Here is a 22,382-nt window from a genome sequence, read left to right as displayed (position 1 = left end):
TTAGTATTCTTACCACATACTATTAGCAAAAGTGAGGACTGTCATTCATACGTTCGAATAAATACGTTTATCTATAAACCTTGCCTCTTCACGATTGATGGATTTTGTAATAATAAGCGGTGTTACGCGGATGGTATCTTTAATTATAGTTTGTAATACATCCGGTTGTGCCGTATCGTTCCATTCTACATATACCTTTAAAACATCCTGCATATGCTCATTGCACACCTCTACTTGAAAGTAGGTAACATCTTCACATTCTGTCAGCAAAGTCTCTAGCTGCTTATAATGAACAAACATCCCTTTTATTTTCACCATATCATTTGTACGTCCAAGCACACCTGCTAAGCGGCCAGGACTGGCCCATCGTGATAAGTCACCCGTGCCAAATCGAATCAAAGGATACGTTTGATGAAAGCGTGTCACAACCACTTCTCCGACACGATCGTCCCAAATCGGATTTCCATCTGAATCGCAAATGTGTACAATAATTGATTCATCTACCTTAAGTCCATCGCCCCCGTCTTCATACGCAATGCAGCCAAGCTCAGCTGTTCCGTAGCCCTCCCGGTAATGCACCTGCTTTTCATTCAAATAATGCCGCATTTCTTGTGTGATGCGCTCCGCTGTAAAAAAGGCTTTAGACGGTGCCACATGATGGTAACCACGCGCTTCCGCTTCTGATAATAATTTAATTAAATAGCTAGGCGTACCAACATAGCCGTTGACCGGCAACTCCTGCATGATTTGCAGTTGTAATTCAATATTGCCAACTCCTGCTGGAATGACTGTACAGCCCAATTTGCGCAATGCACCGTCAAACATAAAGCCAGCCGGTGATAAATGATACGAAAATGTATTCATAACAAGATCGCCTTCGCCAAAATGCGCTACACCGAGTGCCTTCGCAAACCCCCAGTAATCCTCTTCCTTTCCTTGTGGCTCATAAATCGGACCGGGGGACATAAATACACGCGCTATCTCTTGTAACGGAACTGCTGTAAGCTGTGCAAAAGCTGCTTCTTTTTGTAGTTGTGGCAAATCCTCTTTCTTTAAAACAGGAAGCTTGCACAAATCACGTTCGTGTACAAAATCAACAGGTGTTACACCGCACGCATCAAAACGATTACGCCATCCCTTCGCATGTTGATACGTATACGTCATCCACTCCTGCACACTGTTCATTACAGCCACCTCTTTCTTCGCTTGTAGGATTTCACTTCACGATAATTTTTACGACCTCCTTGACTCGTGCCAAGATAAAACTCCTTAACATCCTGATTGGCAAGAAGCTGTTCTACGGGACCGTCCATTACAATGCGTCCGTTTTCCATGATGTAGCCATAATGGGCGATGGAGAGAGCTACATTGGCGTTTTGTTCCACTACTAAAATGGTTGTGCCTTCTTCTTCATTAATACGTTTAATAATCGAGAAAATTTCCTTTACAAGCAGCGGTGCAATACCTAGCGATGGTTCGTCAAGCAGCAAAACCTTTGGGCGTGCCATCATACCACGACCAATTGCAAGCATTTGCTGTTCTCCCCCTGATAAATAACCTGCTTGTCTGTTTTTCAGCATCTCCAGCTTCGGAAAATAATGATACACCTTTTCTAAATCATGTTTTAACTGAGAACGATCTTTTCGTGTATGTGCACCTGCATATAAATTGTCTTCCACGCTCAAATGCTCAAATACACGTCGTCCTTCCATACATTGAAATACACCTTTTTTGACAACCTGTTCGGCATCAAGCGTCGAAATGCGTTCTCCATCAAATTCTACATACCCATCTGTTACCTGACCATTTTCGCTTTTTAAAAGGCCGGAAATTGCTTTTAACGTTGTTGTTTTTCCTGCACCGTTACTGCCAAGAAGAGCAACAATTTTCCCCTTTGGCACTTCCATTGACATTCCCTTTAATACTAAAATGACTTTATCATACATCACTTCTAAGTTATTAACCTTCAGCATACAAATCCCTCCCTTTGCAAAAGAGGCAGGTCGCCCCGCCCCTGCCGTTTTACTTATAGCTGATATAATCTGTAAACACTTCAAACTTGCCGTTCTTTACCTTCGCTAAGCGAATTTTATTCGTACCTGCATGATTATCTTTTGTGAATGTCACGTTTGCTGCCAAGCCGCCAAGGTCTAAGTTATTAATTTTTTCGATACCAGCACGTATACCGTCGCCCGTCATTTTATCAGCATTCTTGATACCTTCTGCCATGATTTTGGCCGTGACCCAGCCTTGAATGAATTTTTGATTTTTGTCCTCAAGCTTTTGACCTTTTGATTTTAAATATTCTTCAACGTCTTTCATGCCTTTTAAATCTTTTTCGTACGGAAATGCATGTGTTACCACACCAATAAAGTTTTCAGATGCGTCACCCGCAATTTTCACTAATCCTTCACCTGTTGCCCAGTTTAGACCAATGAATTGTGTTTTTAAGTTCAACTTTTTCGCATCCTTCAAGATGGTTGATGTTGCACCCCAAGTTTGGTTGATAATCGCATAGTCTGGCGCCTTTTTGTTCATATTCAATAATTGGGAAGTTGTATCAAGAGCTTTTAAATCCACAATCTGTTCATCAACAATGTCTACACCGATTTCTTTTGCATATGCCTTAGCATCCTCAATTGGAGACTTACCAAACGCTGTGTCGTTATAAATGAGCGCAACCTTCGCAGTACCGCCTTTGTGATTATCTTTAATCCACTTCAGTACAGTGCGCGCTTGATCAGAGTAGCTTGCCGCTGTTAAGAAGTTATACGGACTTTGTTTTAAATCTTTCAAATGCTCAGAATAAGATGCAGAGAAAAACGGTAATTTGTCCGTTGCAACCTGCTGACGAAGCGCTTCGGTGTCCCCTGTGCCCCAGCCAAGAATGGCTGATACTTTATCGCTTGATTTTAGCTTTTGATACAATTTTTGTGCCTCTGGGATTTTATAAGCATAATCATCGCCAATTAACTCAATTTTATGCCCATTGACGCCGCCCTTAGAATTGATATATTCAACGTACGCTTTTTCACCTTCCGCGTACGGTGTTCCTACATCTCCTGTGCCGCCTGTAATATCAAACAATCCCCCGATTTTTACAGGCTCTCCCTTTTTGACTTCCGTTGCTGTTTTCTCACTACCACAGCCTGCTACTCCCATCGCCAATACACTTGCCAACATAAGACCAGTTATCTTTTTCATATACATACCTCCTTTTTAATAAGAAAATGGCCATAGTCTAAAATAGTCTTTTATGTTCCGCCATATCTTGGCTAGTCCCTCTGGTTCGTACACTAGGAACAAAATGATAACAGCACCGAATGCCACTTCCTTCAAACCATTAAATATGGCACCAAGCTCCGGAAAGACAACGCTTAAGCTTTCTACACCAAGGCGTAAAAATACAGGTAAAAGCGTAATAAATACCGCACCGTAAATAGATCCAAAGACGCTGCCAAGCCCTCCAACCAAAATCATAGCAAGATATTCTACTGAAACACCAATGCTGTATAGCTCTGGACTTACAATCATCGTATAATGACCTAGCAAAGCGCCTGCTACACCAACAAAGAACGAGCTTACAAAAAAGGCTAATAACTTGTACTTAAACAAGTGAATACCCATCACCTCTGCGGCGATATCGCGATCACGTATAGCGATAAACGCTCGACCAACGCGAGAACGAAATAGATTTAAGGTGAAAACAGTTGTGATAATTAACGTAACAAGCATTAAATAGTAATAGCTCGTTTCAGATGTAAAGGCAAAACTGCCAATTGTCGGACGAGCTAGTACAAGACCGGATGTTCCACCAGTCACGCTATCCCAGCGGCTGATCACAAATAAAATGATGACCTGTGCCGCGAGCGTTGCAATGGCTAGATATAATCCTTTTAAGCGCAATGACGGAATGCCAAACAGTGCGCCAATAAGCGCAGTAACAAGACCAGCTGTCGGTACTGCCACCCAAAAACTAAGACCAAGCTTTGCAGTTAGTACTGCCGAGGTATAGCCTCCCACACCAAGGAATGCACCAACACCGATGGAGATTTGTCCTGTAAATCCGGTTAAAATATTAAGACCGATTGCGCCAATTGCCGCAATTCCGCATAACGTAACCAATCCAATCACATAATCGGAACTGATAAGTGGGAAGGCGAAGAAAAGCGCAAGCATTGCGAGTACACGCCACCTTACGCGTGCAATTTTAAATAGTGCCGTATCTTGCTTATAATTCACATGAAACTCGCCGCATTCCATTACAAACGGATTCCGCAATTCCTCACACCCTCTCGATTTCGCGTTTGCCGAACAGTCCGTACGGCTTGAACATTAAAATAAACACTAACACAATGAATGGCACAACTTCTTTTAAGCCGCCGCCAAAATACGGATCTAAATACGCACCCGTCATACTTTCGATTACACCGATGATAAACCCACCCGCAATCGCACCTGGAATACTGTCAAGACCACCAAGAATAGCCACCGGCAACACCTTTAGGCCAATTAATGCAAGGGAAGAGTTGACACCGTTAATATTTCCAAGCAACACACCGCCAACCGCTGATACAACAGCAGCAATTGCCCATGCAACGGCGAATACTGTTTTAACACTGATTCCCATAGATAATGCGGCTTGCTGATCATCTGCAGTCGCACGCATTGCAATTCCCATTTTTGAATACTTAAAAAACAACGTGAACGCACCTAACAGTACCAGTACAATGAAAAACGACCAAATATATACCGGTGCTACGACAATAGTGCCTATTTTGACGGTGCCTTCTGGAAACACCTTTGGAAACACGCGTGTTTCATGCCCCCAAACGACATGCACGATGCCTGCCAAAATACTTGATAAACCGATGGTTGCCATAATCATTGAAATGACCGGTTCCCCAATAAACGGTCGAAGAACTACACGCTCGACCACTAAGCCCAGCACAGCGCTAAATAGCAAGGTCATGATAAGTGCCGCAATAAACGGAATATTATACGCCGTGACAAGCGTTAAACAGATATATGTCCCGACAAGTAAAAACTCGCCTTGGGCAAAATTGATGGCGTCGCTCGACTTGTAGATAAGTACGAATCCAAGAGCAACCAAGGCGTAAATGCTGCCAATTACAAGACCAGTTACTAAAATTTGCAGAAAAAATGTCATTAGGCCACCTCCTCGCCAAGTGTCATGACTTGCAGTGTTGTTTCAATAGTGGCTTCATTGCCGTCTCTATATTTAACGGTTCCCACAACTTGAATGCTGTTTTCATCAGAATATAGACCATCAACAAGCGGTTGATACTTTTGTAGCACAAAGCCGCGGCGTACCTTTTTTGTTCTGGTCAATTCTTCGTCATCTGCATCCAGTTCTTTATACAGCAGCACAAACTTTTGCACACGTGCTTTTTCCGGCAATGCTTCGTTTACCTGCTGTATCTCTTTTTGAATCAGTTCAAGTACTTCTTTTTTACCAGCTAAATCAATATAAGTTGTATAAACAATTTGATTTTTCTCTGCCCAGCGCCCCACATTTTCCATATCAATATTAATCATTCCCACCACATACGGACGATCTTTACCAATAGCAACTGCTTCTTTAATGTAAGGGCTAAACTTAAGCTTGTTTTCAATAAACTGTGGTGAAAACATTTCACCGCTTTGCAGACGGATTACATCTTTTAAGCGATCAATCACATACACATGACCGTCTTCATCTACATACCCTGCATCCCCTGTATGCAACCAGCCATCTTGAATGGTATCTTTTGTGGACGTTTCGTTTTGATAATACCCCACACATACGCTCGGGCTTTTTAGCATAATTTCGCCCTCTTCGGAGATTTTGACTTCTGTTCCCGGAATGGGAACACCCACACTGTCAAATTTAATATCACCGTCTCTATGTACAAGTGCAATTCCTGATATCTCTGTTTGTCCGTAGATTTGTTTGAGATTTACGCCGATGGAGTGGAAGAATTTCGTTACATCTGGTCCAAGTGCCGCACCTCCTGTGTAGGCACGCTTGATGCGAAGTAGACCGAGATGATCGCGAATGGCGCTGAATAGAAAGTAGTCTGATAGCGTATAGAGTAGTTTATTAGTAAAAGAGAGAGGTTTGTTAGATAATGCTGCTTCTGCATGAGCTTCGCCAATCGGTTTAAACCATTGGTACAATTTTCGTTTGAACCAGCCCGCATCCTGCATGCGAACTAAAAAGCGGGATACCATATCTTCATAGACGCGTGGCGGTGAAAACATGACGTGCGGTCCAATTTCTCGAATGTTTTGCAACACAGTACTCGGCTCTTCAGGGAAATTGATGGTAATACCGTTATACATCGCCATCGCCACGCTCATCATTTGTTCCCCGATCCAAGCAAGCGGCAAGAAGGATACATATTCGTCCGTGTCACACAGCGGATCTACGTCCGATAAATGCTTTGCCATTTCTAGTAAATTTTCATAGGTAAGCATCGTTCCTTTAGGATTGCCCGTTGTTCCTGATGTATAGGAAAATATTGCAATATCTTTGTATTTACCTTTTTGCATTTCACTTTCAAATAAAGAGCTTTGTTTGGTTTTACCGATATCTTGTACAGCTGTAAAATCCTTTACTTTCTGATGTGTATAACGTCGCATTCCTCGGTTATCATAGTAGATCATGTGTTGCACTGGTATATTGTGCTCAATTTCTAGCAGTTTATCGATTTGCTCTTGATCTTCTACTACTGCAAAGGTTGCACCGCAATCTTTTAAAATATAAGCAATCTCATGAGACAGTGATTCTTGATAAATACCGACAGATATACCCCCGAGCGACTGGGCCGCAATTTCAGCAATGATCCATTGCCTGCGGTTCTCACCGATAATTGCAAGCTTATGTCCCCTTTTGAAGCCAAGTTCTTGTAGCCCAAGTGCAAAATGTTTTACCTGCTCATAATATTCATGCCAAGTTACTTCATTCCAAATCCCAAGATCCTTGTAGCGAAGAGCTGTTTTATTTGGCGTTGTCTGTGCACGCTCCCAAAGTAGTTGCGGAACTGTAAGCGTTAACATTACTAAACGCACCTCCTTATATGAATTGTTCTTCGCCTAGATATGCTTTAATAACATCTGGATTTTCCTGCACCTCCTGCGGTGTACCTTTACCAATCAGCTTCCCGAAGTCAAGTACTGCCACGGAGTCTGATAAATCCATGACAACACCCATATCATGCTCAATAAGAACGACGGTACTGCCCATTTCTTCATGAATATCCAAAATAAAACGGGCCATATCTTCTTTTTCCTCTGCATTCATCCCTGCCATCGGTTCATCCAAAAGTAGTAATTTCGGTTCCATAGCGAGCGCTCGCCCGACTTCCACACGTTTTTTTAAGCCATAGGCTAATCTACCAACCGGTATGTTACGGATGTCTTCAATCTCTAAAAAATCGATCACGCGCTCAACCGCTTTGCGATGTTCAATCTCTTCCTTTTGCGCACGCCCCCAATAAAAGCCGCCGGCTAGAACTCCTGTCTTCATTTTCGTATGCCTACCTAGCATTAAATTGTCCAATACAGTGAGATGAGAAAAGAGCTCGATATTCTGAAAAGCTCTTGCGATACCGAGACCGGCACGCTTAAACGGCTTCATTCCTGTAATATCTGCTCCTTCAAACGATATGCTTCCTTCCGTAGGACGATATAAACCGCTAATACAGTTCAGCATGCTCGTTTTGCCGGCACCATTTGGCCCAATCAAGGAGAAGATTTCTCCCTTTCGAATTGTAAAGCTTACATCATTGAGCGCTTTTACACCGCCGAAAGCCAAAGAAATGTTACGAACTTCCAAGAGATTCACGCGCATCCTCCTTTCGTATAATTATTTAAATTTTTAGAAAATTTATAAACTCATTATTTATGATATCTCCTTGCTTGTCAATTCTTATCGAGTACTTACTTCTCGTCAAAATTCTACATCCTGTCAATGATGTTTCGACAGGTATAAGGTGACATATTGCACATAAAAAGACAATCCGATGAAACGGATTGTCTAATTCAAAGGGAATTCTCGCTAGTTTGTCTGTTTCATAGGTCAAGCACCGCTTTTTTCTTGCTTGCGCGATGTGTCGAAGAACCACCAGTTCCAGTGACCGAACAGCTTCATCAGACTTGGTACAAGCAACAATCGCACAATTGTTGCATCTAGAAAAATAGCAAGCGCCACGCCGATCCCCATCTGTTGAACCGGTAAAATATCGGTAAATGCGAAAGCACCTGTCACAACAATCATAATGAGCGCTGCTGATGTGATAATACGACTTGTCGAAACGAGACCTTCCAGTGTTGCATAATCATTGTCTCCTGTTTCATGATACAGCTCATACATACGAGAGATTAGAAATACTTCATAATCCATACTAAGACCAAAAACCAAACCGAAAATGAAAACTGGCAATACAAACATAACTGCGCTTTGCTCGAGACCCAAGTGACCACCTTCAAACAACCAAACGACGATGCCGATTGTAGCGCTGAGACTGAGTATGTTCATAATGATTGCTTTAAGGGGAATAAGCAAAGAGCGAAAAGCAATCATCAGAATCACAAAGGTCGACCCCAAAATAAGTGTCATCGCAACTGCAATTTTGTTGATGATTTCATCCTCTAGCTCTTGCTCAAATTTCGTTAAGCCCCCCACATAATAAGTAAGTCCATCCTGTTCGTAGCGTTTTTTGAAATCGCGTACCCAGTCTTTAGCTTCAGCTGATTTGGGTTTATTCTTTAAAGCAATTTGTATAAATGTTTTGTTACCGTTTGTATATGCACCAAACAAAGCCTGCACCTGCGGCGTTTCACGAGCCGCGTCTAGCTGCGCACTCGGCGCATCAATGCCAGTTACGCGGTATACTTGCTTATCTTGTTTTAGCTTTTGGATTAATTTTTCTACAATCTGTAAATTTTTAAGTTCCGTCACAGATCCATCCGTCTCCACAACAATGGTTACGTCTGCATGAGTTTTAATCATCTCATTAAATTCATTTTCATAGCGCTCATATGCAATGCGGGCTTCGCTACGCTCCGGTAAGGATTCTACACCAGGAAACTGAAAATTCGCGTTGCGAAGCGGTAGCAGCGACACAAAAATAAATGCCAGCACAGTCACAACCATGAGCACAGGTCGACTCATTACAAATGTGGCGAAGCTTCGCCAAAAGCTTGCGGAACGGCTTTCACTCCACTTTCCTTTACGAAGCAGACGCTTGCCCATCAGCGACAGCACTGCCGGCAATACAGTTAGGGAAAAGAAAATACTCATTATGACGACAATTGTACCGCTAATCGCTACTGATTGTATGTAGTCAATTTGAAAGAAAAACAAGCCGGCCAATCCTACAAATACGCACAGACCAGAGAATACGATAGAGCGTCCTGCTGTTTGATACGTAATACCAATCGCTGCACCTACAGACTTTGTCTCAATTTCTTCTCGAAATCGATTTACAAATAGCAACGCAAAATCAATCGAGAGAGCAAAGCCAATCATGGGTGCCACGTTTAATACAAAAATAGAAAGCTCCATTTCTCGGCCAACAAAGTACAAAATTCCCATCGCAGCGACAACACTTAGGATACCATTAATAATCGGTAGCAAAGAGGCCGTAAAACGCCCAAATGACAACAGCAATACCAGAAAAGCAATTGGCAGACCAATCATTTCCGCCTTTTTTAGGTCGCTTTGACTGCGTGCATTAATTTCATCATTAATGACTGCAAAACCGGTCGGTACAATCTGGACAAGTTCATTACTCTCTTTGCGAACGCGCTCTGCAAACGCAAGTGTGTTTTTCGTTAACGCCTCGGTATCTGCACCTTTTAGCAAGATAGTGGCATATGCAATATCAGCTTTTTGCATAGTAGGGTCGATGCCTGGATGACGAAACGAAGCGAAATCCTCTGTATTTGCAATCTTTTCTACGACTCGTTGCACCTGTGTGCGAAAGGCTTCTTCTGTTCCCGATCTTTTTTGAAACACAAGAAAAAGTGTGTCTTGTGATTGCTTAAAATCTTTTTCCAAAATCTTACGTGTCGTCTGATAATCTCCTTTGGTTTTAAAGCCATCTCCTCCTAAGATTCCAGGTAATTTGGGGGCAAAAAACGCAAGTGATCCTGCGACAATTGTCGCAAGCAAAATGAACGTAATCCGAAAACGATGAATAAAAAGACCTATCTTTCCCCACAAATCCAGCCTTCCAACGTTTTGCTTCATCACAACCCCTCCTTAAGTCGATTATACAAGACTGCCACAAAAAAATTGAATTATTTTCCTCTTTTCTTTTGACGACTATTTGCATATGCATCAGCATACAAAAATACAATCAACAACATACCACCAAGACAATAGCCACCTAAAATATCAGAAGGATAGTGTACGGACAATACAATGCGACTTAAACCAACTAGCAAGATAAGAAGTGCCGCCCCGGTTATTACGACACTTTTCTTCATGCCGGCTCGAATCAGCAGTGCAGCCAAAAATCCATATGTAACCAAGCCGACCATTGCATGACCGCTTGGAAAGCTGTAACTTACCGCATCAATCGCCTCATTTAATGACGGACGCTCTCTTGCGATAATATTTTTCAATACTTTATTGAGCAGTTGTGCTACAACTACCGCTATAACAAACACAGCAATAGAAATGTAACGCCTTTTCGTGGCGAGCCAAATGCTCGCTCCTACAAGCGTACCAATAATACCTGGCTCTGACCCCATCTCTGTTAATATCGTAAAGAATGCGATACTTTCCTTACCTTGTAATAGTTGTAGACGTCCCTTCATCCATTCATCAATTAATAACGTTTGTTGATCTATAACCTTCCACGTTAGTATACCTGCAAATGCTGCAAAAACGACTATAAATACAAGTGCATACGTATGCTTATTTATTTTCATCTTAACTCTCCCCATGCAGTAAAGAAAAAACGCGACGTAGATCGCGTTTTATTCTTTACCTGTTTTTAGTTTCGTCCAATATTCGTCATAAATACGTGTTGTATCGCCAACATCAACAAGCCACTCGATATTTTTCAATTCTTCTTCTTTTAGCGGTAATCCCTCGCTTGGGTTGGCATAACCGATAGATTCATAGTTTTTCTTGCTTACTTCTGGATCCATTAAGTAGTTAATGAATTTTTCTGCTAAAACTTTATGTTTTGCACCTTTTGGAATCGCAAGTGTATCAGCCCAAATGGTGCTTCCTTCTTTTGGAATCACAAAAGCAACATCTTTGTTATCCTTTTGTACAAATGTTGCATCACCAGACCAAACCGTACCAAGCCAAGCTTCTTCAGCAATCAGTTTTTGTTTAATGTTATCTGTGTCAAAAGCCAATACATTCGGCAATGCTTTGCGTATATCTTCATATGCTGTTTTGATTTCAGCTTCGTTTTTACTGTTGTTGGAGAAGCCATTTTTCTTTAATCCCATACCCAGCACTTCGCGAGAGTCATTTAGCATGACAACACGGTCTTTATATTTTGGATTCCATAAATCTGCCCAGCTTGTTGGCGCTTCTTTGATATACTTTTTGTTGTACGCAATACCGGTAATCCCCCATGCATACACAACCGAATATTTGTTGCCTGGGTCATAAGGTAAATCGCGGAAAAACTGATCTATATTTTTTGTATTTGGAATGTTTTTTGCCGTTAAAGGCTCCAGTAAATCAAGTTTTGTCATTGTCGCCACCATATAATCAGACGGCTGAATCAAATCGTATTTTGCACCGCCAGCTTGCAGCTTGGCGAGCATTTCTTCGTTGCTCGCGTACTTATCATAGTTTACTTTTACATTATACTTTTTCTCAAAATCTTTAATAACGTCTTCGTCAAAATTATCTGCCCAGCTATAAATATTAAGCTCCTCTTTTTTCTCGCCGCAGCCAGTTAGCGCCGCGACTGCAACTGCCACAATTGCAGCCATTTTCCACCATTTCATACAACCACTCCTTTACAGCGGCAACCGACCGCGTTTGTCTTTTTGAAATACTTGTGATAGCAGCATCAACGCAATAATGATGACAATTAAAATTGTTGACAATGCGTTGATTTCCGGGGTAACACCGCGCTTTACCATGCTATAAATATATAGTGGCAGCGTTGTCGAACCCGGACCTGATACGAAAAAGCTGATAACAAAATCATCAATGGATAATGTAAATGTTAACAAGGCTGCCGAGATGACACCAGGCATGAGCGATGGTAACGTCACATAGCGAAATGTTTGCCAAGGAGAAGCGCCAAGGTCATTCGCCGCTTCTTCTAGCTCCTTCCCCATGCTAGCAAGACGTGCGGACACAATGACAACGACAAATGAGATACTAAATGTAATGTGCGCAATTATAATGGTCGTTTTACCGAGCTCCAGTCCGATTTGACTGAACAGGATGAGAAGAGAAAGTCCCATTAAAATATCGGGAACAAGAATCGGCAAATATACCAACCCATCTAGGGCGCCCTTGAAGCGATACGTATATCGGTGAAGCGCCAGTGCAAATAAAGTACCCAGAACTGTTGCAACAAGCGTTGTAACAAGTGCGATAAGCAAGCTGTTTACAAAAGCGCTAAGTACATCTGGGTTTTGTAGCACATCGCTGTACCAATGCAGCGTAAATCCTTTCCACTCCGCGTTGATGCGCGAATCATTGAAAGAGTACGCGATCAGTACCATCATCGGCAAATACAAAAACAGCAACACAAGCCAAGAATAGCTGATCAGAAATTTTTTCATCGTTTCCCCCTATAATACACAACGCGGTAGTACAAATAAATGAGCAAAATCGTGCTGAAAACAAGTACCAGCGATAAAGCAGAGCCAAACGGCCAATCACGTGCACCCAAGAATTGATTTTGAATGACGTTTCCGATTAAAGACACTTTAGAGCCGCCAAGCACGTCTGATACTACAAACATACCAATAGAAGAAACGAACACAAGCACAGAACCTGTTGCGATTCCCGGCATAGTGAGCGGTAGTGTGACGTTCCAGAAAGCACGCAGCGGCGTTGCTCCCAAATCGTACGCAGCTTCTAGTTTACGCTTATCAAGCTGTTCAATAGAGGCATAAATTGGCAATACCATAAACGGTAATAAGGAATATACCATACCTAGAATGACAGCAGGTGTATTATACAGCAAGCTGAGCGGCTCGCTGATAATGCCCAATTGTAAAAGGACTGTGTTGACCAAGCCTTGCGCACGTAAAATGACAATCCATGCGTAGGAACGGACTAAAAAGTTAATCCAAAACGGAATCGTAACCAACAGAAGCAACGTTGATTGCCATTTGCGATCTACAATTGTAACGGTATACGCAAACGGATAACCAATCAACAAGCACAGAACTGTTGTAATAACAGCTACCTTAACAGTTTCCCACAATACCTTTATGTATAGTGACTGAAATACACGCGTCACATTTTCAAAGGTAAGTGATGTAACAACTTCCCCGTATGTACCTCTTTGAAAAAAGGAAAATGCCATGACAAAAAGAAGTGGTACGAGAAAGAACAGCAGCAACCAAATAATGGCCGGTGCCGCTAACCATTTCCCCTTTTTCAACGCAACGTCACCTCATCTTCTTTGTTCCATCTTACATACACTGTATCACCGGTGCGCCACGAATTGTTGTCATAGGCAGTAATTAAATCCTTACCGCTGCGGATATACAGCTTTTCCGCATCGCCGACAAACTCTGTGTCTTCTATTTGCCCAGTACGATACCCTTCTCGCATTTCTTTGGTGACCTGTATCTTTTCCGGACGGACTGCAAACCCATCTGCGAAAATGTTGTTCTCGCCAATGAACGTTGCCACAAACATGGTGCTCGGATTGTTATAAATTTCACGCGGTGTCCCAAGCTGTTCGATACGTCCCTGGTTCATGACCGCAATGCGATCGCTCATACTCATCGCTTCTTCTTGATCATGTGTGACGTAAATAAACGTAATGCCAAGGCGGCGCTGTAAATTTTTCAGCTCACGCTGTAAGTCTTTACGCAATTTAAAATCAAGGGCACCTAGTGGTTCATCTAACAGAAGCACTTTAGGATTATTTACGATAGCACGGGCAATGGCTACACGCTGCTGCTGCCCACCTGAAAGTTGTGACGGTTTGCGGCTTTTAAATTCTGTGAGCTGTGTGAGGCGCATCGCTTCTGCCGCACGCTCTTTTTGCTCCGATTCAGATACTTTTTTCATTTTGAGTCCAAAACGAATGTTTTGTTCCACATTCATATGTGGAAATAAGGCATAGTGCTGAAACACCAGGTTCATGTCGCGTTTGTACGGCGGTAAATTCTGAATATATTCACCTGCAAGTGAAATGGTTCCCTCTGTCGGTGCTTCAAAGCCAGCAATCATACGAAGCAGCGTTGTTTTACCGCAGCCGCTCGGACCTAAAATTGTAAGAAATTCCCCTTCCTTGATATCTAAAGACAAGGACGGGATAATCACTTGATCGCCAAAGCGTTTTTGTACCTCTGTAATTGTAATCATATCTTTCATTCTCTTTTCCCTATCTATTCATATTTTATATAGCCTTCTTCGTATAAGCGTGTTCATTCTTTTTTATAATTGACACTTGTTAATGAGAATGAGAGAGCCTCCGCAGGCGTATAGCGCTGAGGAGGTTCCCTGATTGTCCGCGGAAAGCAACCCCGTAACGGAAATCAACAACGAACTTTAACAGAGTCTTATAATTAATAAAAAACCCCCTTCATACGAAGGGGATATACAATACGCTTATAACCTTTTTTATTTTAACAATTTTCGAATGAATTTTAAAGCACTTTCACTCGGATAATAACGAAATTTCAAATCAAACTTGCTCGATTGACGCAACACGCTTTTATAATGAGAAAATGCGCGGAAGCTATATTCACCGTGATAGCTGCCCATGCCACTTTCTCCGACCCCGCCAAACGGCAAGTATGGCGAACCAAGATGAAAAATGGTGTCATTGATACAGCCACCACCGTAGGAAATACGTGTGACAATCTCGTCTTCTACACGCTTACTTTCTGTGAACGCATATAATGCGAGAGGTTTGGGATGCTGCAATATGGTTTGGATTACACGATCTAAATCTTCATACTCAAACATTGGTAAAATCGGTCCAAAAATCTCCTCTTGCATCACTGCGTCATCCCACGTTACATTTCCTAGTAGCGTTGGTTCGATAATTAACTTCTCTTGATTGACTTTGCCGCCTGCAAGTACATTACCATTTGTTAAAAATGAAGCTAAGCGTTGAAAATGCCGCTCACTAACAATACGCACATATCCCTCACCCTGCAACGGATTTGCATATTGCTTTTGTATTTCTTCCCTTATAAGCGCAATTAACTTGTCTTTAACATGCTTGTGTACATACACGTAGTCCGGTGCCACACATGTTTGGCCAGCATTGACAAATTTTCCCCAGACAATACGGCGTGCCGCTACTTCTAAGTTAGCATCATCATGAACAATACACGGACTTTTTCCGCCGAGCTCTAAGGTCACAGGCGTTAAGCGTTTCGCAGCTGCTTCCATTACAATTTTACCAACGGCCACGCTACCGGTGAAGAAGATATGATCAAATGGCTGCGCTAGTAATTCTGTACTTATTTCTACCCCTCCCTCTACGACTGCAATGTATTCCTCAGCGTATACTTCGCGCAGCAGTTCTGCAATCACAGCAGATACATGAGGTGTAAGCTCAGATGGCTTCACGATCGCTGTATTTCCAGCTGCAATCGCACCAATCAGAGGAGCCATTGCCAATTGAAACGGATAATTCCAGGGTGCAATAATGAGCGTAACACCATAGGGCTCAGGTACAATTCGCCCTTTTCCCCCTGCCTGCAGTAGTGTTCCTTTCACCTTTTGCGGCTTCATCCAGCGCCCCAAGTGCTTTTTCACAAAAGAAATTTCTTTTAGAGTGTATCCAATCTCTGTTACATACGCTTCGAATTGTGATTTATTTAAATCTTGCTTTAAGGCATCTAAAATTTTTGTTTCATATGTTTGAATACCATCATATAGTTTTTGCAGCTGCAACAAACGAATTGGCAACGCACGTGTTTGCCCACTATGATAATATGCTCGTTGCTGTGCAATTAGCTCTTGTATCATATACAACCCTCCGTCTTTATGTTTAAACATTCGAACATTAACTTTCTTTTACTATGCCATTCTTCCTACGTCCTGTCAATCTCTTTACGTTTGCATAAAAACTTAATATATATTAGCGTTACAAGCTTTTTGTTTTTACGTTTTTTCTTTATTATATTGTAAACAAAAAATCGCTACGGAATGCTTCCGTAGCGATTTTATTGTTATTTCTTTTCAATCAAGATTGCACCTGCAGAATTGTCTTTTGCTTCGCCAATTACGCGGAAAGATAGACCATACTTTGGTACTTTACGTCCTGCATCAGGAATCAATGCATTCATGTAAGATTTAGAATCATCGAACTTCGTCACACCAGGCAGACCTTTGTAATCAAAGATACCACGTGTTGGAGAGTTCACGTACCAAGCTGGTGTTCTGTCGTAAGAGAACGCAGCGTCCGCGATTTGGAAGCGTGTGCTTTGTGCAACAGACGGCTTGCCATTTAATGTACCTACAATTGCTTCAGGGTGAGAGTCTACTACACCTAGGAAGCCTTCGCCTGGATGCTTACCAACCCAGTTATCTAGGTAGCTGTCATCTGCATACCATACTACCATACCTGTGTTATATACAGGACCGCGGCCGTATTGAAGCGCTACGTCAGCACCTGCATAGTTTCTCCACTCCAAGTAGTAGTAGTGTTTTTTCTTTTCAAGGCCGTTGGAAACAACGAAACCATCTAAAGCTACTTTTGCATCGCCTTCTGCATCATCAGTAAATGCAACTTGTCCATTCACTGTCAAAGTTAAGTTATCCATTGCAAAGCCGTTAGGTGCCAAACCGCCGTCAGTTACGTAATCGAACGTAAGCTTTACTTTCTTGCCAGCAAATTCGCTCAAATCATAAGACTTGTCTACCCATAATCCTTTAGAGGTTTCAAGCCCATTTTCAGTGTTTTCGTCACCAATCACATCAATATCTTGTTTCAGAACATTACCTGCCTCGTCTACTACATTTACATGTACATAATCGTAATCAAATTCAACTTCATACCATGCTTTGTAGTCAAATGTAGCAGAAGTTGCATTCGTTAAATCGAACACAGGTGTCGTCAACGTCGTATGAAGGTCATCACCTTTTTGGCTGTAGTAATACTTTTGACCAAATCCTGGCGCAATGCCCTTTACTTCTTTATCCGGTAAGTTCACGCGGATGATACCAGGATTTTTAGATTTTGTAACACTTTGATCCAGGTAGGAGAAGAAGCCTGGCTTTTTAAGGTCTGCATAGTTTATTTCTAGAATGTTAGCCCAGTTGCCTCCAATGGTTTTTTGGAAGAACTCTTTATTTTGCGGAGAGAAGCTTGTTGGCTGTGTACCGGCAATTTTACCAGCCCAGCTACCGCCACTCATAATAGACCAAGACTGTACAGGCTCACCTTGACCGCTGTACTGCGTGTCATACTCATCTGGAAGACCTAAATCATGACCATATTCATGCGCGAATACACCAACAGCGCCATCTTCTGGCTCAATTGTGTAATCGAATGCTGCAATTTTACCACCCCAGTAAGGAACTTTTGCAGTTGTTCCATTGATTCTATAAGGTGAGTTACCTACTGTCCAGCGGTGAGACCAAATTGCGTCGTCGCCAAGTTTACCGCCGCCCGCTTCTTGTCCAACACCGGCGTGTACAACCATCAAGTGATCAATTAAGCCATCCGGCTCGTTTTGGTTGCCATCACCATCAAGATCATATTGGTCGAACTGGTCAAATTCCGCTAAGTCGATACCAGACGCAACTGCAGCGTTCAATGCATCCTTGACAAAATCGCGAGGATTTTTCGGATCTAGATTATCGTGTCCGCCTTCTGGATCATCGTCGCCGTATTCCTTCGCTGTACCAGGTACTGTAAGCCAAGGTGTAACAGTTCCATCTACTGTGTAGCTACCGCCAGATTGCTCTTCATAATACTGCTTAAAGGTTTGCACTTTTGAACCATCAAACAATTCAAACTCTTCATCACCAAACAGCATTTTTTCGTAGTGCTCCTGACTGAAGTCCTCAGACCACATATAACCTTGCTCTTGATCAATATTATTGTGCTTGTAATCAGCAAATTCTGCTAACAATACAAGAACTTTATCTGTGCGAACAGCACCATTGTAATCTGCTTGCTTCGCAGGTTTGGTTGGAATTAATCCATCTTTGCCTGGACCAGCAACTGGTGATTTTGATGCATTGCTAAGTGATTTTTTTGCTTTTTCTTTCGCTTTTTCATTCGCAGCTTTCACTTGGTTAACAAATGCAGATACTTCAGCAGATGTTACCGTAGATGGCTTTTCTCCGCGCTTTTTATCCACATATTTTTCTGCTGCCTTCAAAGCATCTTTTTGACTCGCGTTTTTACTGATAACACCGCGATCTTTTAATGCTTTAATTAAGCGTTCTTCTTGAATCAGGTGATGATCAATCGGACTTGATTCCCCAACTGCGTTAGCTGCTTGCGCCGCCCCTCCAAAACCGAACGTGCAGCTGAGCATTGTTGTCACTGCAAGAGCTGACAAAACTTTGAACGGTGTGTTCTTTTTCAACTGGCATCCTCTCCTTGCTTCTTTTTATGTCTAACAATATGAAAATATAAAATTTTCTATAAATTTTCAATATTCAAATCTATAATGTAACATTTTTAATACAAATGTAATTTTTTTGTATTTTATTGTAAATTACTGGAGTGTTATATAAATACTTGACAAATTATGTAGAATGTACAAAAATAAATAAAAGTATATTTTTTCTGAATTTTTAATATATTAAACGTCACATCTGATTGTTCGCTATTACAGTATAAAATCATTCATAAAAACGAATAAAATCGCTTAGAAAGCAATATTTTTTCTATGTTTTTATATAATTATATTATATAATGAAGGAGACGATTTGAATTGGAAATTAAGTCGGCGAATGTACTCGATAACGAATGGATTGACTTGATAGTAATGGCATTAGACTTGGGAATAGATCCGCAAGAAATTCGTATCTTTCTGGAGTCCCACACACAATAAATGCAAAGTATTCTTATCAACTTTCCGAGTCATGTGTTATAATTTTTTATCGAGCTGTACTATTTAGGAAAGGTGCGTTTAAATGATGATCGGCGAACGTATTAAAAGACTGCGTCTACAGCGCGGCATTTCATTAACGGAATTGGCAGAAAAAGCAGGAGTTGCCAAATCGTATATAAGCTCAATCGAGAGAAATTTACAACAAAATCCGTCTATTCAGTTCTTAGAAAAAATTTCATCTGTGTTGCGTGTACCATTAGATTCTCTACTGTACGACAAATCATTTGAAGAACAAGATTTAGATTCCGAATGGACACAACTAGTTAAAGACGCTATGAACTCTGGTGTATCTAAAGAGCAGTTCCGTGAGTTTCTGGAGTTTAATAAATGGCGTGCAGAGAAGAAATAAAAAGCAGCGAATTAGCTGCTTTTTTGCTTTCTATACATATAAGCGCTAGTTCCTGCACACAGAAAACCTAACAGAAGTACATTCGTGTATCCCAATCCTGTATTAGGTAAAACATCTGGCAATATTACCACTGGTGGTTTCTCTTCTGTAGGTGTATTAGGAGCTTCTGTCGCTTGTGTTAAAAACTGGACATTTGCTTGTAGACCTTGATATTCATTTCCCAATTCATAAGGAAATGAGACAGTATATGAAATTATCTCCTCGCCATTAACAGCAAGTATCCGTTTTACTTGAAGATCGCGCAGGCTACCTCGATACAATTCTTCCTTACCTTGTGTTACTACAATTTCTAAGCCAGTAAACAATAATGCATCCCCGCTGACGAGCTTTGCGGTTAACGAATACATCAATTTCTTATTTCCATCATTTTTTAAAATAAAGCTATTACTGACCTCATCCCCTGGTTGCATATTATCTGTTGGCACAGATAAACTTGGGGCAAGCTGAGAAATATCAATTTCTTTTTTTGAAGCCGACTCTGCTCTACCGATAACAGGATATATTGTGATAAAGATATAAATAAGCAATATATACCCTATTGTTCGCATATACATCGCCACCTTTCACTTTATGTTTGTAAAAAGAAGGCGGACAAATGCCCGCCTTCTGCTGTTTTATTACTTTTCAGGATTTGGTTTACCTTGTGTTGCATTGAACGTCCAGTTCAATTTTAGCTGGTCGCCTTGGAACACGTTTTGGTCTTCTTGATTGTCAACGAAGCTAAACTTTACATAGAATGTGTCATCTTTACCAGGCGCAAGACCTTGACCTTCGTATTTTACAACACCTTTATCTACTAGATCGATACCTTTGCCTTCAACTGTTGCTGCCTTTAGCTCTGCTAAAGTTGTTTCAAATACAGGTTGTGTACCTTTATCTAAGTTCCATAAGAACTCCACTTTAATATGCTCACCGAAGTCCGCGCCGTCGTTGTCACCTTTCGCATCGATAACTTCGTAGTTAGAGATTAGATTTACATCTTTAATTTTCAATGTACCTTTGTTAACCAGTTGGAATGCGCGCTCCATTTCATCGCCTGGCTTAATTTTATCAACATCGATGATTACTTCTGGATCTACGCTTAAATCTAGTGTTCCAGCAGCAAATGTGTTTGTTGTTTCTACTTTATCGCTAAAGTATGCAACAGTTCCGCCTCCGATTAAAGATAGACCAAGAGCTGCGGACGCAACGCCCATGCCCAGTTTTTGTTTCAAACTCATTTTAGTACTCCCCCTAATGTTTTTATATAGCACTCTTAATAGATAAGAGATGTTACTGTGATAAATCTGCAGGTTCTTTGTTGTCGATTTGACGCAGCGCATCAAAAATACTAATTGCTGCATAAAATAAGAGTAAAATGCCGGGTACAATCAACAATAATGCTGACCCCGTTTTAGAGCGTGCGTAATCCGCGGCATATCCCACATAAGGAATCGTAAAGCCTGTGTAAGACCCGACGACATTTTTGTGAGAAACCGGCTCTGAATCCGCAGCATCATTGGCATCTCCCTTGGTTACATACATTACCTCTTCTCCGGCCGCATTCACTTCTTTCACGCGGTGCGTAACCAATGTACCATCTTGCAATTTATAAGTGATAACATCGCCTGGTTTATAGGTTGTACCAGACTGAACTGGCTTGATGGCGATGATGGATCCTGTATAGAAGGCTGGCTCCATGGATCCGGATAACACCGTTTTGATTTCATATCCGAACACGTTTGGTTTACCGCCTGTGAACTTGGATGAAATAGCAAGATAAGCAAAAAGTAGCATGCACGAAAACATCACAATTGTGATCACACGGCTGATTAACGAAATGGCACGCTTCATTGTGTTTCTCCCTCCGCCTTTGATGCACTACCTTCTTGAAGAGCATCTGATGAGCTAATTGGCTGTGCTTTGAGTTTAGAACCCTCTAATTCTTTAGAATTTTCAGTATTATTTGATTGTATTTGTTCCTCTTGACGAGGTTTTGGCTTTTCTTTTAATTCTTTTATTCTCTTTTCTAACTTGTTTCGTAACGCTTGCATTTTTTTTATATCTACTTTTGCCTTCACATCATTATGTACACGACGAATTTCTACATAAGCAGGCTTTACATAATCTATTACTTTCACAATGCGATCACGTGAATCAATGACTTGTGGCTCTTGCTTCGCTCGTTCAAAATAATCTTCCGCTTCTTCTAGCTTCTTTCGCAAAGTAATTTGATTCGCTGCAATCATTTTTTGCTTTTGAATGACTTCCTTAAGCTTCATCTCTACTTCTGCCAATGTACCCTCAGTAGGGGTTGCTAACATACTGTTGTAATCAGTAAGTGTTACATCACCTAGACTATGGACCTCTTTTACTAGAGCCTCCATTGTTTCAGGAAATACAAAGGCGCTTGTCATCTTTCCAGCTCGCTCTTCCACGCTTGTAAAAAAAGCAGCTGTATCTGATACAACCGTTGAGCCTGCATAACAGGTCAGTGAGAACATGCACACGAGCATCGTAGCTTTTGCTCCAACTCGTGATGGGGTTTTGCTCATTTTCCATCCCCCTTCATCAAATTGCATCTGCTATTTGTTCTTTATAAAGAACTTATATTTACATTATAATGAACATTGCAGAGAAATGAAAGTAGAATTTAAGCGAAAAATGTAAATATTTCATTTAGAAGTTATTTACAAATCCAAATCATCTTCCACTTTATTTTAAT

The 22,382-nt window shown here is 41.4% G+C and carries 21 protein-coding genes; 2 read left to right on the top strand and 19 right to left on the bottom strand.

The window, feature by feature from the left end:
* Positions 1-45: 45 nt before the first annotated feature.
* The 15 genes from EEJ45_RS00485 to EEJ45_RS00415 form a co-directional block, all read right to left on the bottom strand.
* The gene (locus EEJ45_RS00485; RefSeq protein WP_124562821.1) at positions 46-1,185 is read right to left on the bottom strand and encodes a phenylacetate--CoA ligase family protein; all 1,140 of its coding nucleotides are present in this window, start codon (positions 1,183-1,185) and stop codon (positions 46-48) included.
* A complete protein-coding gene (locus tag EEJ45_RS00480; protein ID WP_124562820.1) occupies positions 1,185-1,973 on the bottom strand; it encodes an ABC transporter ATP-binding protein in 789 nt (262 codons plus the stop codon). Before EEJ45_RS00480 ends, EEJ45_RS00485 begins: the two co-directional genes overlap by 1 nt.
* A gap of 49 nt (positions 1,974-2,022) precedes the next feature.
* Complete coding sequence (locus EEJ45_RS00475) at positions 2,023-3,204, bottom strand: ABC transporter substrate-binding protein (protein WP_124562819.1); 1,182 nt, start codon at positions 3,202-3,204, stop codon at positions 2,023-2,025.
* A 15-nt stretch (positions 3,205-3,219) separates the two neighbouring features.
* The gene (locus tag EEJ45_RS00470) at positions 3,220-4,281 is read right to left on the bottom strand and encodes a branched-chain amino acid ABC transporter permease (RefSeq protein WP_124562818.1); all 1,062 of its coding nucleotides are present in this window, start codon (positions 4,279-4,281) and stop codon (positions 3,220-3,222) included.
* Positions 4,282-4,285: 4 nt separating this feature from the next.
* Positions 4,286-5,170, bottom strand: a complete 885-nt coding sequence (locus EEJ45_RS00465; protein ID WP_124562817.1) for a branched-chain amino acid ABC transporter permease — start codon at positions 5,168-5,170, stop codon at positions 4,286-4,288.
* A complete protein-coding gene (locus EEJ45_RS00460) occupies positions 5,170-7,062 on the bottom strand; it encodes an AMP-binding protein (RefSeq protein ID WP_124562816.1) in 1,893 nt (630 codons plus the stop codon). The genes EEJ45_RS00465 and EEJ45_RS00460 overlap by 1 nt, the downstream gene beginning before the upstream one ends.
* A gap of 16 nt (positions 7,063-7,078) precedes the next feature.
* Entirely contained in the window at positions 7,079-7,849 is a 771-nt protein-coding gene (locus EEJ45_RS00455) for an ABC transporter ATP-binding protein (RefSeq protein ID WP_124562815.1), read from the bottom strand.
* A 234-nt stretch (positions 7,850-8,083) separates the two neighbouring features.
* Positions 8,084-10,258, bottom strand: coding sequence for an MMPL family transporter (locus EEJ45_RS00450; protein WP_124562814.1), 2,175 nt, complete (start codon positions 10,256-10,258; stop codon positions 8,084-8,086).
* A 50-nt stretch (positions 10,259-10,308) separates the two neighbouring features.
* Positions 10,309-10,944 (bottom strand): phosphatase PAP2 family protein, encoded by a 636-nt coding sequence (locus tag EEJ45_RS00445; protein ID WP_124562813.1) that lies wholly within the window; start codon positions 10,942-10,944, stop codon positions 10,309-10,311.
* 48 nt (positions 10,945-10,992) lie between these two features.
* On the bottom strand, positions 10,993-11,988 hold the full coding sequence (locus EEJ45_RS00440; RefSeq protein WP_124562812.1) for a polyamine ABC transporter substrate-binding protein: 996 nt from the start codon (positions 11,986-11,988) through the stop codon (positions 10,993-10,995).
* Between the two features lie 12 nt (positions 11,989-12,000).
* On the bottom strand, positions 12,001-12,780 hold the full coding sequence (locus EEJ45_RS00435) for an ABC transporter permease (protein WP_124562811.1): 780 nt from the start codon (positions 12,778-12,780) through the stop codon (positions 12,001-12,003).
* Positions 12,777-13,610: an ABC transporter permease gene (locus EEJ45_RS00430; protein WP_124562810.1), complete on the bottom strand. Its 834-nt coding sequence runs from the start codon at positions 13,608-13,610 to the stop codon at positions 12,777-12,779. Before EEJ45_RS00430 ends, EEJ45_RS00435 begins: the two co-directional genes overlap by 4 nt.
* Positions 13,607-14,554, bottom strand: coding sequence for an ABC transporter ATP-binding protein (locus tag EEJ45_RS00425; protein WP_124562809.1), 948 nt, complete (start codon positions 14,552-14,554; stop codon positions 13,607-13,609). Before EEJ45_RS00425 ends, EEJ45_RS00430 begins: the two co-directional genes overlap by 4 nt.
* Positions 14,555-14,803: 249 nt before the next feature.
* The gene (locus EEJ45_RS00420; RefSeq protein WP_124562808.1) at positions 14,804-16,165 is read right to left on the bottom strand and encodes an aldehyde dehydrogenase; all 1,362 of its coding nucleotides are present in this window, start codon (positions 16,163-16,165) and stop codon (positions 14,804-14,806) included.
* Between the two features lie 203 nt (positions 16,166-16,368).
* The gene (locus EEJ45_RS00415) at positions 16,369-18,687 is read right to left on the bottom strand and encodes an immune inhibitor A domain-containing protein (protein WP_124563183.1); all 2,319 of its coding nucleotides are present in this window, start codon (positions 18,685-18,687) and stop codon (positions 16,369-16,371) included.
* 402 nt (positions 18,688-19,089) lie between these two features.
* Between EEJ45_RS00415 and EEJ45_RS00410 the strand changes: the two genes are divergently transcribed.
* Complete coding sequence (locus EEJ45_RS00410) at positions 19,090-19,209, top strand: anti-repressor SinI family protein (protein WP_124562807.1); 120 nt, start codon at positions 19,090-19,092, stop codon at positions 19,207-19,209.
* Between the two features lie 85 nt (positions 19,210-19,294).
* Positions 19,295-19,618 carry a helix-turn-helix domain-containing protein gene (locus tag EEJ45_RS00405; protein WP_124563182.1) on the top strand — a complete coding sequence of 108 codons (324 nt, stop codon included), beginning with the start codon at positions 19,295-19,297 and terminating at the stop codon, positions 19,616-19,618.
* 11 nt (positions 19,619-19,629) lie between these two features.
* Here EEJ45_RS00405 and EEJ45_RS00400 read toward each other — a convergent pair whose 3' ends face one another.
* The 4 genes from EEJ45_RS00400 to EEJ45_RS00385 all read right to left on the bottom strand — a co-directional run bounded on the left by EEJ45_RS00400 (position 19,630) and on the right by EEJ45_RS00385 (position 22,212).
* On the bottom strand, positions 19,630-20,226 hold the full coding sequence (locus EEJ45_RS00400; protein WP_164464154.1) for an LPXTG cell wall anchor domain-containing protein: 597 nt from the start codon (positions 20,224-20,226) through the stop codon (positions 19,630-19,632).
* Positions 20,227-20,295: 69 nt separating this feature from the next.
* Positions 20,296-20,898 carry a TasA family protein gene (locus EEJ45_RS00395; protein ID WP_124562805.1) on the bottom strand — a complete coding sequence of 201 codons (603 nt, stop codon included), beginning with the start codon at positions 20,896-20,898 and terminating at the stop codon, positions 20,296-20,298.
* Positions 20,899-20,950: 52 nt separating this feature from the next.
* The gene (sipW, locus tag EEJ45_RS00390) at positions 20,951-21,511 is read right to left on the bottom strand and encodes a signal peptidase I SipW (RefSeq protein ID WP_124562804.1); all 561 of its coding nucleotides are present in this window, start codon (positions 21,509-21,511) and stop codon (positions 20,951-20,953) included.
* Complete coding sequence (locus EEJ45_RS00385) at positions 21,508-22,212, bottom strand: DUF4047 domain-containing protein (RefSeq protein WP_164464153.1); 705 nt, start codon at positions 22,210-22,212, stop codon at positions 21,508-21,510. Before EEJ45_RS00385 ends, sipW begins: the two co-directional genes overlap by 4 nt.
* Positions 22,213-22,382: the final 170 nt, after the last annotated feature.

The organism is Ectobacillus antri, from assembly GCF_003852715.1.
Taxonomy (GTDB): Bacteria; Bacillota; Bacilli; order Bacillales; family Bacillaceae_G; genus Ectobacillus; species Ectobacillus antri.
The sequence above is the reverse complement of the archived record's forward strand: the minus strand, read 5'-3'. Positions and strand labels throughout refer to the sequence as shown.

What these genes read in the sequence shown, in the direction of transcription:
- EEJ45_RS00485 (WP_124562821.1), bottom strand. Translation starts at nt 1,185, where the DNA reads ATGAACAGTGTGCAGGAGTGGATGACGTATACGTATCAACATGCGAAG.
- EEJ45_RS00480 (WP_124562820.1), bottom strand. Translation starts at nt 1,973, where the DNA reads ATGCTGAAGGTTAATAACTTAGAAGTGATGTATGATAAAGTCATTTTA.
- EEJ45_RS00475 (WP_124562819.1), bottom strand. Translation starts at nt 3,204, where the DNA reads ATGAAAAAGATAACTGGTCTTATGTTGGCAAGTGTATTGGCGATGGGA.
- EEJ45_RS00465 (WP_124562817.1), bottom strand. Translation starts at nt 5,170, where the DNA reads ATGACATTTTTTCTGCAAATTTTAGTAACTGGTCTTGTAATTGGCAGC.
- EEJ45_RS00460 (WP_124562816.1), bottom strand. Translation starts at nt 7,062, where the DNA reads ATGTTAACGCTTACAGTTCCGCAACTACTTTGGGAGCGTGCACAGACA.
- EEJ45_RS00450 (WP_124562814.1), bottom strand. Translation starts at nt 10,258, where the DNA reads ATGAAGCAAAACGTTGGAAGGCTGGATTTGTGGGGAAAGATAGGTCTT.
- EEJ45_RS00445 (WP_124562813.1), bottom strand. Translation starts at nt 10,944, where the DNA reads ATGAAAATAAATAAGCATACGTATGCACTTGTATTTATAGTCGTTTTT.
- EEJ45_RS00440 (WP_124562812.1), bottom strand. Translation starts at nt 11,988, where the DNA reads ATGAAATGGTGGAAAATGGCTGCAATTGTGGCAGTTGCAGTCGCGGCG.
- EEJ45_RS00435 (WP_124562811.1), bottom strand. Translation starts at nt 12,780, where the DNA reads ATGAAAAAATTTCTGATCAGCTATTCTTGGCTTGTGTTGCTGTTTTTG.
- EEJ45_RS00425 (WP_124562809.1), bottom strand. Translation starts at nt 14,554, where the DNA reads ATGAAAGATATGATTACAATTACAGAGGTACAAAAACGCTTTGGCGAT.
- EEJ45_RS00420 (WP_124562808.1), bottom strand. Translation starts at nt 16,165, where the DNA reads ATGATACAAGAGCTAATTGCACAGCAACGAGCATATTATCATAGTGGG.
- EEJ45_RS00415 (WP_124563183.1), bottom strand. Translation starts at nt 18,687, where the DNA reads ATGCTCAGCTGCACGTTCGGTTTTGGAGGGGCGGCGCAAGCAGCTAAC.
- EEJ45_RS00405 (WP_124563182.1), top strand. Translation starts at nt 19,295, where the DNA reads ATGATCGGCGAACGTATTAAAAGACTGCGTCTACAGCGCGGCATTTCA.
- EEJ45_RS00400 (WP_164464154.1), bottom strand. Translation starts at nt 20,226, where the DNA reads ATGCGAACAATAGGGTATATATTGCTTATTTATATCTTTATCACAATA.
- EEJ45_RS00395 (WP_124562805.1), bottom strand. Translation starts at nt 20,898, where the DNA reads ATGAGTTTGAAACAAAAACTGGGCATGGGCGTTGCGTCCGCAGCTCTT.
- sipW (WP_124562804.1), bottom strand. Translation starts at nt 21,511, where the DNA reads ATGAAGCGTGCCATTTCGTTAATCAGCCGTGTGATCACAATTGTGATG.
- EEJ45_RS00385 (WP_164464153.1), bottom strand. Translation starts at nt 22,212, where the DNA reads ATGAGCAAAACCCCATCACGAGTTGGAGCAAAAGCTACGATGCTCGTG.